This is a genomic window from Clostridium sediminicola, from assembly GCF_050402865.1.
Classification (GTDB): Bacteria; Bacillota; Clostridia; order Clostridiales; family Clostridiaceae; genus Clostridium_AF; species Clostridium_AF sediminicola.
In genome coordinates this window covers 16,421-32,376 of record NZ_BAABMF010000005.1, presented here as the reverse complement: position 1 = coordinate 32,376, position 15,956 = coordinate 16,421, and the positions used below count along the sequence as shown (strand labels likewise).

The window sequence follows — 15,956 nt, the reverse complement described above, 5'->3', positions numbered from 1 at the left end:
GGAAGGTAGGTAAGTAACTTGAAAATCGGAAGAATAATTAAAGTATCTGGACCTTTGGTTATTGCTGAGGGTATGGATGAAGCTAATATATATGACCTTGTAAAAGTAGGAAATCAACGTCTTATCGGTGAAATAATTGAGATGAGAGGCGATAAAGCTTCAATTCAGGTTTATGAAGAAACATCAGGTCTTGGACCAGGAGACCCAGTAGTTACATCTGGAGAACCATTAAGTGTTGAATTAGGACCAGGACTAATTGAAGCAATGTTTGACGGTATTCAAAGACCACTTGATAAGTTAGCTGAGCAAGCAGGAAGTTTCTTGACAAAAGGGGTTGAAGTATTGCCTCTTAGCAGAGAAAAAAAATGGGAGTTCAAGCCACATGTTCAGGTAGGTGACGAAGTAAAAGCAGGATATATTCTTGGAACTGTTCAAGAAACAACTGTAGTACTTCATAAAATTATGGTTCCTTGGGGTATAGAAGGAACTGTTAAATCAATTAAAGAAGGCGAATTTACAATAGAAGAAGTAATTTGTGAAGTAGAAACTGTTGATGGTGTAAAAGAAGTTACTATGATGCAAAAATGGCCTGTAAGAAAAGGGAGACCGTATGCTGAAAAATTAAATCCAGCAGATCCGTTAGTTACAGGACAAAGAATTATAGATACATTTTTCCCAGTTGCTAAAGGTGGAGCAGCTTGTGTTCCAGGTCCATTCGGTTCAGGAAAAACAGTTGTTCAACATCAGTTGGCAAAATGGGGAGATGCTGAAATCGTTGTTTACATAGGATGTGGTGAACGTGGTAACGAGATGACAGACGTTCTAAATGAGTTCCCAGAATTAAAAGATCCAAAAACAGGGGAAACATTAATGAAGAGAACGGTTCTTATAGCCAATACATCTAATATGCCTGTTGCAGCTCGTGAAGCATCTATATATACTGGTATTACTATTGCAGAATATTTCAGAGATATGGGTTATTCAGTTGCACTTATGGCTGACTCAACATCACGTTGGGCAGAAGCTTTAAGAGAAATGTCTGGTAGACTTGAAGAGATGCCTGGTGATGAAGGTTACCCAGCATATCTTGGATCAAGACTTGCTGATTTCTATGAAAGAGCTGGTAAAGTTATATGTCTAGGTAAAGATGGACGTGAAGGTGCGTTAACTGCAATTGGAGCAGTTTCTCCTCCAGGTGGAGACTTATCTGAACCTGTAACTCAAGCAACATTAAGAATTGTTAAAGTTTTCTGGGGACTAGATTCTCAATTAGCATATAAGAGACATTTCCCAGCTATTAACTGGTTAAATTCTTATTCTCTTTACTTAGAAAAAGTTGGAGCATGGATGAATGATAATATAGCTGAAGATTGGGTACACATAAGAACAAAAGCGATGACTTTACTTCAAGAAGAAGCTAATCTTGAAGAAATTGTAAGACTTGTTGGTATAGATGCATTATCTGAAAAAGATAGATTAAAACTTGAAGTTGCAAAATCTATCAGAGAAGACTATTTGATGCAAAACGCTTTCCATGAAATTGATACTTATGCATCACTTGATAAGCAGTATAAAATGCTTAAATTAGTTTTAGCTTTTGGGCATGAAGCAGAAAAAGCTCTTGAAGCTGGAGTGTATCTAAAAGACATTATAGGTATGGGTGAAATAAGAGATAAAATTGCCAGAGCTAAATATATTGCAGAAGAGGATCGTGACAATATTGATAAAATATTTGCTGAGCTTACTGAAGCAATGAATCAGTTGATTGCGGAAGGCGGTGTAACTAATGCTTAAAGAGTATAAAACAGTCACAGAAGTTGTTGGACCTTTGATGGTTGTTGATGGAGTTAAAGGTGTAACATTTGATGAACTTGTTGAAATAGAAATGCAAAATGGTGAAATGAGACATGGTAAGGTTCTTGAAATTACACAAGACAAAGCCGTTGTTCAAATATTTGAAGGGTCAACAGGAATAAATTTAAAAGGAACTAAAGCTAGGTTTTTAGGAAGACCTCTTGAAATAGGGGTTTCTGAAGATATGCTTGGTAGAGTCTTTGATGGTCTTGGAAGACCCAAAGATGGTGGTCCAAAAATTATTGCTGATAAAAAGCTAGACATCAATGGTGAGCCTATAAACCCATTTGCTAGAAACTATCCTTCTGAATTTATTCAAACAGGAGTTTCTGCTATTGATGGATTGAATACATTAGTTAGAGGACAGAAACTTCCAGTTTTTTCAGGTGCAGGTTTACCTCATGCTGAATTGGCTGCACAAATAGCTAGACAGGCAAAAGTTAGGAATTCGGATTCTAAATTCGTTGTAGTTTTTGCAGCAGTTGGTATTACATTTGAAGAAGCTCAATACTTCGTTGAAGATTTTACTAAAACAGGAGCTATTGATAGAACAGTATTGTTTATGAACCTTGCAAATGACCCAGCTGTTGAGCGTATAGCTACTCCTAGAATGGCTTTAACAACTGCAGAATACTTAGCCTATGAGTTAGGTATGCACGTACTTGTTATTATGACTGATATAACTAACTATTGTGAAGCTTTACGTGAAGTATCTGCTGCTAGAAAAGAAGTTCCAGGTAGAAGAGGATATCCAGGATATCTATATACTGACCTTTCTACATTATACGAAAGAGCAGGTAGAATTAAAGGTAAAGAAGGTTCAATCACTCAAATACCAATACTAACAATGCCAGAGGATGATAAAACACATCCAATTCCTGACCTTACTGGATATATTACAGAAGGACAAATTATTTTATCAAGGGAATTATATAAAAAGGGAATTATGCCTCCAATAAATGTTTTACCATCTCTATCAAGACTTAAAGATAAAGGTATTGGTAAAGAGAAAACTAGAGAAGACCATGCGGATACTATGAACCAGTTATTTGCAGCTTATGCACAAGGTAAGCAAGCAAAAGAATTGGCAGTTATTTTAGGAGAATCTGCATTATCTGATGCGGATAAAGCATTTGCTAAATTTGCAGAAGCATTTGAAAATCAATATGTAGCTCAAGGATTTGAAGCTAATAGATCAATAGAAGAAACATTAAGTCTGGGATGGGAATTACTAAGCATATTACCTAGAACAGAACTTAAGAGAATTAGAGACGAATATCTAGAAAAATACTTAGATAAAAAAGAAGGTGAGTAACCATGGCAAGACTTAATGTCAATCCTACAAGAATGGAGCTTACTGGGCTAAAAAAGAGATTAGTTACAGCAACAAGGGGACATAAATTATTGAAAGACAAACAAGATGAACTTATGAGAAGGTTCATTGACCTTGTTAAGTACAATCATCAACTTAGAAAAAGTGTTGAGGAAATGTTAGGTGGCTCCTTTAAGGATTTTGTCATGGCGAGAGCATTAATGTCTTCAGAACTTTTGGAAGAAGCTATAGCTTATCCCAAAGAACAAATTTCAGTAGATGTATCAACTAAGAATATAATGAGTGTTAATGTTCCCCAAATGGAGTTCAAGAGAAAACTGGAAGGGGATGAAGGAAGTATATACCCTTATGGTTTTGCAAACACTTCTGCAGAACTTGATGGAGCAATTGAAAAATTATATGGTATTCTTCCTAAACTCTTAGAACTTGCTGAAGTTGAAAAATCTTGTCAGTTGATGGCTGATGAAATTGAAAAGACAAGAAGAAGAGTTAATGCGCTTGAATATATGACAATTCCTCAATTGCAGGAAACAATTAAGTATATTCAAATGAAACTTGATGAGAATGAAAGAGGAGCGCTTGTAAGACTTATGAAAGTTAAGAGCATGATGGAAGCTGCAGAAGCGCAAGCTATTGCAGAAGCTCAAAAGAAACAAGCAAACTAAAAAAACTCTGCAGAGTAGCTGCAGAGCTTTTTTTAGTTATAAATTTTAAGCTTTAAGTTGTAAATTAAGTGGATTTTCTTTCATAAAATCTTTAAACTAAGTTTTTATTATTATATAACACTTTATTCATAGAATAAAGTGTTATATAATTAATAAGGTACTTTTATTACGATAACTTACAACTAAAACCAGGGGTGATATTTTGGCAGTAAAAGAAATATTGACTGATATAAATGGAGCGCTAAGAAGAAAAAGTAGAAGGATAGTAAAGATTACAGAAGAAGATAAAAAACTAATTAAAGATTTAAAAGATACATTATATAAAGGTGATGGCGTTGGTCTTGCGGCACCTCAAATAGGTGTTTTGAAAAGAGTTTTTCTTGTTGATTTAAGAGATGGAAGTGGCCCGATAATTTTTATTAATCCTAAAATTGTCAAAAAAATGGGTAAGTATGAAGATATTGAAGGATGTCTTAGTTATCCAGGATATGAAGGTATTGTAGTGAGACCTAGAAAAATAATTGTTACTGGACAAAATGAAAAAGGCAAGTTAGTAAGAATTGAAGCCACAGGTCTACTTGCAAGAGCAATATGTCATGAAACGGATCATCTTGATGGTATTCTATATATGGACCACGCTAAAAGAATTTATAAAATCAAAGAAGAAAAGTAAGTACAAACTATTTACTAACATTAAAATATAGATATCTCAGTTCAATAATTAATTTATACATGTACCATAACTCGTTAGTACCCGAGATTTTGGTACATGTATAAATCGAATTTCACGGTAGAATCTCTATAACATTAGCACTAAGGAGTATTGTCCTTAGTGCTAATGTTATTTTAAAGACTTATGCCTTCATAGCCCCAAAATCTGCCTAGTAAAGGTAGTTTCAGTTTTTGATATACTTTTGCGTTTTTATTTAGTTTCAATGCTTTGTGCACAAAAATCTTAATTCCTTCATATTCAAACTCATTAAATAATTTTGTGTTATTAAATGGTTTATTATGAGTCTCAAACCTAAGACTCTTTGTTGGAACAGCGGCTCAACCACCTGAACATTGAGAAACTAAATTTAATACTAAGTATTTATTGGTATTTTTTAAATCCGTTAATAACTTTGGCCCTAATTTAATCAAAATATCACCTCCATACCCTTATAGGGTATAGTTTAATTTTAAATTAAATTTTAGGATTTGTCAATTGTAATGATTCAAAAGTCCTATCTTTCCAATTGGGAAAAGATAGTTCAAAACAATTCTTTAATAAATAAGTGTTAAGAGCTGAATATTGAGGCCTTGGTGCTGTGTTTGAAATATAATTAGAAGGAATTTCAATAATTTCTTTTTTACAATTTAAATTATCCATAATAAATTTTATCCATAAAGATTTTTTTATAGGTTCAGGATTCGCGCAATTATAAATTCCGTAACAATTTGAACCAATAGATTTCTCTATAATTTTGCATAAATCAAGTACATATGTAGGACTACCAATTTCAGTAGAACACATGAATATTGAACTTTGTTTATTATTAACAATTTTTGAAATTAAATCATTTTCCTCCCCAAAAATCCAACCAGTTCTAAAAATAAAATATTTTTGACTAAGTGTTTTGATTAGTCTCTCAGCAGCTAATTTACTTTTACCATATTTGTTGATAGGATTACATTTATCAGTTTCATAATAAGGAGTATCTTTACTGTTTCCGTAAACATGATTTGAAGATATAAAGGCAAGAGGAATTGATAGTGTGTTACATGCATATGCAATATTTAATGCAGATATTGAATTATATTTCATAGCCTTTGATTCACTTATTTCACATTTTTCAATATCATTCAGTTCATAATTATTTATAATAAAATCAGGGTTTGAATTTTTGATATATTTAATTAGCTTATGTCTTTTAAATAGAATAGTATTGATATTTTCAATAAATGATACATTAAACTTATCTTTAAAATAATTATAAAAGTAATTTCCTAAAGGATTATCTGATGCAATAAGTATTTTCATAGGAGCACCTCCAACATTTCTTTTCAGTATAGAGATTTCAATTCAAACTATTTATTTATTCATGTCCAAATTTCATTAATACGTAGAGATTTTGATACAAGTATAAATAAAGTTCATAATATATTCTCTATACTATATTTATTTAAATAAAGCTAGTAATATGCAATGTCCTTTTTTTCTTTGCAGTACTATTAAAAAACATACAGCGTTAACTAAAATGTTTATATATTTTGGATAAGGGAAATATTAAATATATGAAGTTTATGAAATATTGGAGGTATTTTAATGACAGCTATAAACGTAATAGACAATATATATTGGGTTGGGGTAAAAGATCCATCGTTAGAAGTATTTGATGTAGTAATGAAAACAAATAACGGTACTACATATAATTCTTACTTGATTAATGATGATGAAATTGCTATTATTGATTGTGTGAAAGATGGATTTTTTGATGAAAGTTTAAAAAGAATAAAAAGTATTATTGGTGATAAAAAAGTTTCTTATCTAATAATTCAACATACTGAATTAGATCATACTGGATCAGTTCAAAAATTATTAGATGAATATCCTGATATAGAAATTATTGCAACTTCTGCAGGATTAAATTATTTGAAAGATATTTTAAATCATGATATTAATGGAAAAGATTCTTTGAAACTAAAAGAAATAAGTACAGGAAAGTATACATTGAATTTTATATCAACACCTAATATTCATTGGCCTGATACAATGTTTACTTACATAAAAGAAGCAAAAGCACTTTTTACATGTGATTTTGGTGGAGCACATTTTTGTCCAAAAGATGGAATTATTGAAGAAAAGCAAAATGAGTATTTAGATGAATTCTACTATTATTATAAAGTTATAATGGCTCCTTTCAAAAAATTTGTTAGTGCTGCAATTTGTAAAATTAAAGATTTGGATATAGATAGCTTACTTCCCAGTCATGGACCTATACATTTGAGTGAAAGATTATGGAATGTAATTGATATATATAAAGAATTATCAATTGAAGAAGAAAAAAAAGAGCAGGTACTAATTTTATATGTTTCTGCATATGGTAATACAGAAAAAATGGCTAAATATTTTTTTGAAAAGTTAAGTGATAATAATATTAAAACTGAGCTTTTTGAGATTACTTCTGAAAATAAAGAAGTATTATTGGAGAAAATAAATAAATCAAAAGGACTATTAATAGGGAGTCCAACAATAAATCAAGATGCTGTATACCCAGTATGGGATGTGTTAACTTCTATTGATGTAATTCCTAATAGAGGGAAAATATCTGGAGCTTTCGGTTCATATGGATGGAGTGGAGAGGCAGTTCCAATGATTACTCAAAGATTAAAAACAATGAAGTTTAAAACAGTAGATAATGGATATAGATTTAAATTTGTACCTGATAACAGAGAATTCCAGGTAGCAAATCAGTTTATTGAAAAATTTATAGACATTTTAAGTTGAGGTATAGTTTATATAAGAAGGAGAATATATGAAAACACTTATTCTAATGGCGTCTCCCAAAAAGGATGGAAATACATCGGATATGGTTCAGGCATTTGTTAAAAATATTCCAGGAGCATATGAAGTGATAAATGTATATAAAGAAAGTGTAAAACCATGTGTAGATTGTAAATATTGCAGTACAAGTGAGCTTAAATGTTCAATAAATGATAATATGTCTGATATTTATGATTATGTAAATCATTCAGATAACATTGTGATTGCATCACCTGTTTATTTTGGAGGATTTCCAGCTCCATTAAAAACAATAATTGATAGATTTCAAATCTATTGGAGTTATAAATACTCTCAGAAAAAGTCGTATAAATTTAAGAAAAAAAGAGGTATACTTTTACTGAATTGTGGAGCACCTTTAGAAGATATGTTTATAGGTATGGAAAAATCTTTTGATTATTTAATGAAAAGTTTAAACGGTGAGGTTATTAGTCAGGTATTTGTTCATAGTACAGATAGAATTAAATTTAATGATAATAAAAGAGCTGTAGAGGAAGTTGTGGCTTGTTCGAAAATGCTTTAAAAAATTATTATTGAAACAACCTATAAATATAAGGTTGTTTTTTTGTTTAAGGTTATATTTTTAACAATAAGGAAGAAATTTTTCTACATAATTATAGAAGTAAGAGAGCATCTAATGTAAAATAGAATATGTAAGTATAAAGAAAGTTAAGATATTGCCAGCTAGAGTAATATTTTGAATAAAATCAACGGAATTTAGGAGTGAAAATACGTGTCAGTTAATATTGAAAAACTTGTAAAGGATTTAGATTTAGAAGTAGTTGTGAAAGGTGAAGATAATGTTCAAATTACTGTTGCTGATGTTAATAGACCTGGACTGCAGTTAGCAGGATTTTATAATTATTATGCAAATGAGAGAGTTCAAGTTATTGGAAAAGCTGAGTGGAGCTTTTTGGATACAATGCAATTACCAATTAGAAGAAAAAGATTAAGAAAATTTTTTAAATTCAGGACACCGTGTGTAGTTTTTAATAGAGATTTACCACCTCATGATGAAGTTATAGAAAATGCTACAGAAACTAAAACATGGATACTTAGAAGTAATATGGCTACGACTAAATTTATCAGTAAGACTATGAGTTATCTTGAAAAAGAATTAGCTCCTGAATTAAGAATGCATGGTGTTTTAGCTGATGTGTATGGTATTGGAATACTAATTGTAGGAGAGAGTGGAATAGGAAAAAGTGAGACTGCGCTAGAACTAATAAAAAGAGGGCATAGATTAGTAGCTGATGATGCTGTTGATATAAAAGAAGTAGACGGAAAACTACATGGGGGATCGCCATATATAACTAAAGGAATGATGGAAGTTAGAGGTATGGGTATTATTGATGTACCGTCTCTCTATGGTTTGAGTTCAGTTTTAGATGAAAAAGATATTGATTTTATAATTTATTTAGAACAATGGAAACAATATGAAAATTATGATAGACTTGGTATAGATAATGAATATATGGAAATATTAAATGTTCCTGTGAAAAAAATAAGAATACCTATTAGACCAGGAAGAAATGTAGCTGTAATTATTGAGGCTGCTGCAGCAAATTATAGATATAGTTTAAATTCTAAAGAGTCTCCAGTAGATACTATAGATAGAAGGATGCGTGAAGTTATTGAGCTTGAAAGCAAAAAATAAATTAAGAAAAGAAATGATGAATCTTAGAGAGAATATTAATATTGAAGATAAAAAGATAAAAGATAAAATTATTTTCGAAAAGATTATTTATGATAAAACTTTTTTAGATGCTAAAAGTATATTTACATTTGTTAGTTTTAAGAATGAAGTTAATACACATAAGCTAATAAAATATTCTTTAGCTAAGGGAAAATCGGTTTATGTTCCTAAAGTTAATAGTATAAATAAATCTATGAAAGCAATAAAAATTAATTCTTTAGATGAATTGAAAAAGAGTAATTATGGTATTTTAGAGCCTATAGCGGAAGCTAATAAATTTGCAGAAGACAAGATTGATTTAATTATAGTTCCTGGACTTGCTTTTGATAAAAATGGAGGAAGGCTTGGCTATGGAGGCGGATATTATGATAAGTTTTTTCAGGATGGAAATATGAAGGCTTACAAAATGGGGTTAGCTTATAGTTTTCAAGTAGTTGATCAAGTTCCTGTTAATGAATATGATGTAATGTTAGATGGGATTGTAACAGATTAGGAGCTTCGAACACTTCACAATAAAAACTTTTTCTTGAAGAGTGCATATTTTTGAAAGAAAAGTAGAACTAATTCTTAAGCCGAACTTCTGTATAATCACCTATTACGTGAGGGATACTATTATAAGGTGATTACATGAAAGTTTTTGATATAAATAAAGATTTTGAAGAACTTAGTGAAAACTTTGAAATTAATAATTCAAGCTTTTGGATTGTTACAAAAGTAGATGATATAAATAAATTAGTTAATAAGTTTAGTCTTGATAATGAGAGTGTCCTTGAATGTATAAGTAAAGGATCTAAACCTTGTAAAATAATTTTTTATGATGGATATATGTTTTTGACACTAAACGTTCTGCAACTGATTAATGAAAAAATACAATGTAAAGAATTAAACATATATTTAAGTTCCAATTATATTATTACTTTATATAAGGATAACATAAGTATAATAGATGAGTTGTTTTTGGATATTAAGAATTTGAAAAATTGTTTTATACTCAAAAACAAACCAAAGCCAGCGTATGTGCTATACTACATTATTGATAGAATAATCGTAAATAATTATGATATAATTTCAAAATTAGAATCTGATGCAGATAAAATTGAAATAGCTATATTAAAAAAACCTCGACAAGAGCATGCAGATACGTTGATTCACCTTAGAAGACAAGTTTATAAAATTAGAAAAAATTTATATCCTTTAAGGTACATAGGAGATAGTCTGGTTAGCAATGAAAATCAGATAATTGAAAAGGAAGACATTAAGTATTTTAAAAGTATAAATGATAAAATAAGCAAACTTATGCTAGCATTAGAAAATTTAGTTAGCGATTTAGCTCTAGTAAGAGAAGCTTTTGAATCAGAAATAGCAAATAAAACTAACGACTTAATGAAAATATTTACGATAATCACTTCAATTTTTTTACCATTGAATCTTTTTACATCAATGCAAGGGATGAATTATAAAAAGATACCTTTTGTAGATTATGAGTATGGTTATTATTTTACAGTGGTAATTATGATATTAATTGCTGTAGGTCTTCTTTTCATTTTCAAGAAAAAGAAATGGATTTAATTTTAAAAAATATATATAAATTTCAGGGGGAAAATATATGTCAGAAAACAAAGATATCAAAAGTTTAGAAAAAAACTATGAATTAGCATGGGAAAAATATAATGAAAGTGATTTAAAATTATTAAATGAATTGAATGATAGTTATATTAAGTTTATGTCAAAATGTAAAACAGAAAGAGAATGTGTCAATGAGTTTATTATGCTAGCGGAAAAAGATGGCTATAAAGATTTAAATAAATTAATATATAGTAATACAGAACTAAAATCAGGAGATAAAGTATATTACAACAATAAAGGAAAGAGCATTGTTCTTTTCCTTATAGGAAAACAGCCTATGGAAACTGGACTAAGTATTTTGGGAGCTCACTTGGATTCTCCAAGATTAGATTTAAAACAAAATCCTTTATATGAAGATACTGGATTAGCAATGTTTGAGACTCATTATTATGGTGGAGTAAAAAAATATCAATGGGTTACAATACCTTTAGCAATACATGGGGTATTAATTAAAAAAGATGGTTCATTAGTAAATGTTGTTATTGGGGAAGATGACAATGATCCTGTTGTAGGTATTTCAGATTTATTGATTCACCTAGCAAAAGATCAGATGCAAAAGAAACTAACTGATGCTATTACTGGTGAAGATTTAAACATTTTGATAGGAAGTATTCCATTAAAGGATAAAGAACAAAAAGATAGAGTTAAAATGAATATCATGAACTTACTAAATGAAAAATATGATATTGATGAAGAAGATTTTGTATCAGCAGAATTGGAAGTTGTACCAGCTGGAAGAGCAAGACATTTTGGATTAGATAAAAGTATGGTTATGGCGTATGGACATGATGACAGAGTTTGTTCATATACATCTTTTGAAGCAATGATGAAAATTAAAGAAAGTGAAAAAACTCTTGTTACTTTACTAGTTGATAAAGAAGAGATTGGAAGCGTAGGTTCAACAGGAATGCAAGCATTGTTTTTTGAAAATGCTGTTGCTGAAGTAATGAATCTTATGGGAGATTATAGTGATTTGAAATTAAGAAGAACTCTTGCAAATTCAAAAATGCTATCATCAGATGTCAGTGCTGCATATGATCCTAATTTTCCATCAGTAATGGAAAAAAGAAACTCTGCGTATTTTGGAAAAGGAATTGTATTTAATAAATATACTGGTTCTAGAGGAAAGTCTGGTTGTAATGATGCTAACCCAGAATTTATAGCTGAAATTAGAAAAATGATGGAAAAACACAATGTTTCTTGGCAAACTTCTGAACTTGGAAAAGTTGATCAAGGAGGCGGTGGAACAATCGCGTACATTCTTGCTAAATATGGTATGGAAGTTATAGACTGTGGAGTTGCAGTTCAAAATATGCATTCACCATGGGAAGTTGTATCTAAAGCTGACGTATACGAAACAATGCGAGGTTACTATGCTTTCTTGTTGGAAGCATAACAGCTTGTTGACTTTATTATTTTAAATTAAATTGGGCACGGTTCACAAATAATAGCGATTTATGGAATGTTATAAAATTTAATTAATATTTTATGGTGATGATTCTATGGAGATTAATCTAGATGATTTATACGAATTTCTAAAAAACCCATCAAACTCTAAAATTATATATTTGATATTTATTTTATTTGGCTTGGGTTTACTAAGTAAAATAATTAAAAGAATTTTAGATGAAATAAAAAATAAATAGAACAAGTTATATAAAGAAAAACACCTCTTATCAAAATTTGAGGTGTTTTTTAAATTTGCTAACTATTAACTTAAGTTAATTAAAAAAGTATAAGTTCACAAGGTACTACTATTTATGAACCGTCCCTAAAACTTTTAAAAACTTAGTAAGATCGTCACCGATTAAAGGGCAGCATCCGATAAAGCCATGTTTATTATCATTTTTGTCTAAGCCGTGATAATCTGAACCTGCGGTTAAAAGAATTCCAAATTCTTTGGCTAATAATCTGAATTTAGTTTCTTCATTTTTTTTATTTAATGGATATATGCCTTCAATGCCATCGAAACCCATTTCTAATAAGTTTCGTACAGGCGTTTTCTTTAGTAATGTAGGGTGAGCAAGGGAAACAAATGCTCCTAAATTTTTTAATAAGGATATTCCATCAGATACTTCTATTTTTTTGTTTGGTACGTAGGCAGGACTGTCGTTACTTATGATATTGTCAAATATATAATCCCAACTAAAGTCGTATCCAGCATCAATTATAGCTCTTGCTAAATGGGGTCTTGCTATTAGTCCATTTGTTTCTTTTAAAATTTTCTCGAAGCTAATTTCTATATTAAAAAATTTCTTTAGTCTATTCGTTATTTCTTTCCCTCGTGTAACTCTTCTATTTTGTAAATCTTTTAAGAAATCTTGAAAATCCTTGGTGTCATAACTAGTATCTCTAAAGTATCCCACGATATGAACGCTTTCATTATTATACGTTGTTGTTAATTCAATTCCTGGTATTATTTTAATGTCTTGATTTTTACTAGCTAAAAGCCCTTCTTCAAGTCCATTAGTGTTATCATGATCTGTAATAGCTATTATATCTAAACCTTCTGTTTTAGCCAGCTTTACAACCTCTGTTGGCGAAAGCTTTCCGTCAGAAGCATTTGTATGAAGATGAAAATCACCTTTCTTAATCATTTAATGAACCTCCTGAGTATTTTCATATTGTTTATTAAGAGTGAAGTATATTTATAAAGCCTTTTAAGCCATAACTATATTATAGCATGATTAAATTGTATATTAAAAATATTATTATTTTCATGAAAATTTATTAATAATTATATATAATAGTATTATAGAAATTAGTTGTAAGGTGGAAATTCTAAGTGGTAAGTTAAGGTACTTTTTCTATTCAAAAGATAACAATAACTTACAATTATCATCTTACAACTATTAACTAACAAATGGGGGTGGAATAATGACAAAGTATAATAAATTAAAAAAAGAAGATTTAATGTTAAATATCCATGGCATGCCAGATTTTAGAACTACAGAAGATATCAGTCCATATACCAATATAATAGGGCAAAAGACAGCTATAGAGTCTATTGATTTAGGTCTTGAAATGGATAACAAATATTATAATATTTTTATCTCAGGACATAGTGGTACAGGTAAAACAAGCTATATAGTAAGGAAAATAGAGGAATATGCAAAAAATCAAAAAGCATCTAATGATTGGTGCTACGTATTTAACTTCAAAGATGAGAAGAAGCCAGTAGCTATATCACTTCCAACCCATAAAGCATATAAATTCAAAAATAGTATTACAAACTTTATAAAAAAGATCAAGGATGAAGCACCAGTAATATTTAGTGATAAAAGTTATGAAAAAGAGAAAAATTTAATACTTTCTAAATATCAAAAAGAAATAATTCACATTACTGATAATCTTTATTCAAAAGCAAAAGAGTTGAATTTTGCTGTAAAACAGGGACAGGAACAAGAATTTATTTTTATTCCTTTGGACAATGAGAAAGAAATGGAAGCTACGGTTTATGAAAATTTATCTGGAATAGAAAAAACGAACATTAATGAAAAACTAAATGATTTAAAACTTATTTCTTTTGAAGTTAATAAAGAAATTTTAGAAATTAATAAAAAATTAAATGATGAATTGGACATGCTAGATGAGAAGCTTATAGAAAATATAATAGGAGATACATTGAATAACATATTAAAAGATTTTCAGGGTGGAGATGAGATAAAAGAATATTTAGATTTAATGAAAAAAGACATAATTCAAAATATTGGATATTTCATAGGAGAGGAGCAAAGTGACAGTGGAGTAGAGACAAAACTTATTGAAGAATATTTTAAGAAATTCCATGTTAATGTTATGATCAGTAATGATGAAAACAACGGTGCGCCAGTAATTTATGAAGATTCTCCTGAATACAACAATTTGTTTGGAAAAATAGAATTTGATAATATAAAAGGTAATCTTAGTACTAATTTTACTAAAATTAGACCAGGAAGTATTCATAGAGCTAATGGTGGATATTTAATAATTAATGCACAAAAATTGTTTCAAAATGCTCAATGTTGGGAATATTTAAAAAGAGCAATAATGAAGGAAAAAATTAATGTTGAGTTTATTTCAAACAATGTAACTATGGTTCCTATTGCATCTATAAAACCTGAAGGAATTCCATTAAAAATAAAGGTGATTTTAGTAGGTAGTAATTATGTATATTCTATGCTTCAATCAAATGATTATGAATTTAATAAATTGTTTAAAATTAAAGCTGAGTTTGATTATCAAATAAAGAATGAAGAAAAAAATATAATTAGTATATTAGGTTTTTTTAGCAATTACGTTAATAAGTACAATATTTATCCAATTTCTAAAGATGGAATGGAAGAAATTCTCATATATTCTTCAAGACAAGTGAGTAATCAAAATTATTTTACAGCACAAATGAGTAAGATGCTACAAATCATTGACATGAGCAGTGTTTATGCTAAAAAATCAGGTAAAAAAATAATAGATAGAGATGATATCAAAAATGCTATTACTAAATATAATCAAATGCATGATTTGTATAGACAAAAAACTTTAGATATGTACAGAAATAATTTATATATAGTAGATTTAAAAGGATTAAGTGTTGGACAAATAAATGGATTATCTGTTATTGATTATGGAGATTCAATTGTAGGAAAACAACATAGAATAACAGTTGCGACATATGCAGGAAAAAAAGGAATAATAAATATTGAAAGAGAAACATCCATGAGTGGAAGTATACATAGTAAAGGAATTATGATACTTTCAGGATTTATTGGTGAATTTGTGGGACAGGATGTACCAATAGCATTTAATGCAAGTATAGTTTTTGAACAATTGTATTCAGGAATAGAGGGAGATAGTGCCTCTGCTGCTGAGTTACTAGCACTAATCTCTAGTTTGAGTAATATACCAATCAAGCAAAGTATGGCTATCACAGGTTCTGTTAATCAAAGAGGGGAAATTCAACCAATAGGTGGAGTTAACGCAAAAATAGAAGGTTATTTTGATATTTGCGATATTGGAGGATTAGATGGAACACATGGAGTTGTAATACCACAGTCAAATATTAATGATCTTGTATTAGAAGATAGAGTTGTTGAGGCAGTCGATAAAGGACTGTTCCATATATATACGGTTAAAACAATTGAGGATTGTATTGATATTTTATTTGATGCATCTTTTAAAGTTCATAATAAGGATACAATGGAGATTATAAAAGAGAGAATTATTTTAAAACTGCAAAAGTATAATAAGATTCTAAAGTAA

At 29.6% G+C, this 15,956-nt stretch carries 14 protein-coding genes; 12 read left to right on the top strand and 2 right to left on the bottom strand.

All coding sequences use genetic code 11. From position 1 onward, the window contains the following. Nucleotides 1–18 precede the first annotated feature (18 nt). From ACQ3F0_RS10595 to def, 4 genes are all read left to right on the top strand, one after another. On the top strand, nt 19–1,794 hold the full coding sequence (locus tag ACQ3F0_RS10595) for a V-type ATP synthase subunit A (RefSeq protein ID WP_428865211.1): 1,776 nt from the start codon (nt 19–21) through the stop codon (nt 1,792–1,794). Then, nucleotides 1,787–3,169, top strand: coding sequence for a V-type ATP synthase subunit B (locus ACQ3F0_RS10590; RefSeq protein ID WP_428865210.1), 1,383 nt, complete (start codon nt 1,787–1,789; stop codon nt 3,167–3,169). The genes ACQ3F0_RS10595 and ACQ3F0_RS10590 overlap by 8 nt, the downstream gene beginning before the upstream one ends. Nucleotides 3,170–3,171: 2 nt before the next feature. Next, nucleotides 3,172–3,852, top strand: coding sequence for a V-type ATP synthase subunit D (locus ACQ3F0_RS10585; RefSeq protein ID WP_428865209.1), 681 nt, complete (start codon nt 3,172–3,174; stop codon nt 3,850–3,852). A 202-nt stretch (nt 3,853–4,054) separates the two neighbouring features. Then, nucleotides 4,055–4,525 carry a peptide deformylase gene (gene def, locus ACQ3F0_RS10580; protein WP_428865208.1) on the top strand — a complete coding sequence of 157 codons (471 nt, stop codon included), beginning with the start codon at nt 4,055–4,057 and terminating at the stop codon, nt 4,523–4,525. Between the two features lie 513 nt (nt 4,526–5,038). On the opposite strand, the gene ACQ3F0_RS10575 is transcribed toward def, so the two are convergent. Next, entirely contained in the window at nt 5,039–5,875 is an 837-nt protein-coding gene (locus tag ACQ3F0_RS10575) for an SDR family oxidoreductase (RefSeq protein ID WP_428865207.1), read from the bottom strand. A 285-nt stretch (nt 5,876–6,160) separates the two neighbouring features. Here ACQ3F0_RS10575 and ACQ3F0_RS10570 point away from each other — a divergent pair, with 285 nt between their 5' ends. From ACQ3F0_RS10570 to ACQ3F0_RS10540, 7 genes are all read left to right on the top strand, one after another. After that, on the top strand, nt 6,161–7,342 hold the full coding sequence (locus tag ACQ3F0_RS10570) for an FprA family A-type flavoprotein (protein WP_428865206.1): 1,182 nt from the start codon (nt 6,161–6,163) through the stop codon (nt 7,340–7,342). 28 nt (nt 7,343–7,370) lie between these two features. Then, nucleotides 7,371–7,919 carry a flavodoxin family protein gene (locus ACQ3F0_RS10565; protein ID WP_428865205.1) on the top strand — a complete coding sequence of 183 codons (549 nt, stop codon included), beginning with the start codon at nt 7,371–7,373 and terminating at the stop codon, nt 7,917–7,919. A 210-nt stretch (nt 7,920–8,129) separates the two neighbouring features. Continuing rightward, nucleotides 8,130–9,053, top strand: coding sequence for an HPr(Ser) kinase/phosphatase (hprK, locus tag ACQ3F0_RS10560; protein WP_428865204.1), 924 nt, complete (start codon nt 8,130–8,132; stop codon nt 9,051–9,053). Then, nucleotides 9,037–9,585 carry a 5-formyltetrahydrofolate cyclo-ligase gene (locus ACQ3F0_RS10555; RefSeq protein ID WP_428865203.1) on the top strand — a complete coding sequence of 183 codons (549 nt, stop codon included), beginning with the start codon at nt 9,037–9,039 and terminating at the stop codon, nt 9,583–9,585. The genes hprK and ACQ3F0_RS10555 overlap by 17 nt, the downstream gene beginning before the upstream one ends. Before the next feature lie 134 nt (nt 9,586–9,719). Then, nucleotides 9,720–10,661, top strand: a complete 942-nt coding sequence (locus ACQ3F0_RS10550; RefSeq protein WP_428865202.1) for a magnesium transporter CorA family protein — start codon at nt 9,720–9,722, stop codon at nt 10,659–10,661. 37 nt (nt 10,662–10,698) lie between these two features. Next, nucleotides 10,699–12,114 carry an aminopeptidase gene (locus ACQ3F0_RS10545; RefSeq protein ID WP_428865201.1) on the top strand — a complete coding sequence of 472 codons (1,416 nt, stop codon included), beginning with the start codon at nt 10,699–10,701 and terminating at the stop codon, nt 12,112–12,114. A gap of 106 nt (nt 12,115–12,220) precedes the next feature. Next, the gene (locus ACQ3F0_RS10540) at nt 12,221–12,364 is read left to right on the top strand and encodes a hypothetical protein (RefSeq protein ID WP_428865200.1); all 144 of its coding nucleotides are present in this window, start codon (nt 12,221–12,223) and stop codon (nt 12,362–12,364) included. Between the two features lie 108 nt (nt 12,365–12,472). On the opposite strand, the gene ACQ3F0_RS10535 is transcribed toward ACQ3F0_RS10540, so the two are convergent. Beyond that, nucleotides 12,473–13,315, bottom strand: a complete 843-nt coding sequence (locus ACQ3F0_RS10535) for a PHP domain-containing protein (protein ID WP_428865199.1) — start codon at nt 13,313–13,315, stop codon at nt 12,473–12,475. 280 nt (nt 13,316–13,595) lie between these two features. On the opposite strand from ACQ3F0_RS10535, the gene ACQ3F0_RS10530 reads away from it, so the two are divergent. Continuing rightward, nucleotides 13,596–15,956, top strand: coding sequence for an AAA family ATPase (locus ACQ3F0_RS10530; RefSeq protein WP_428865198.1), 2,361 nt, complete (start codon nt 13,596–13,598; stop codon nt 15,954–15,956).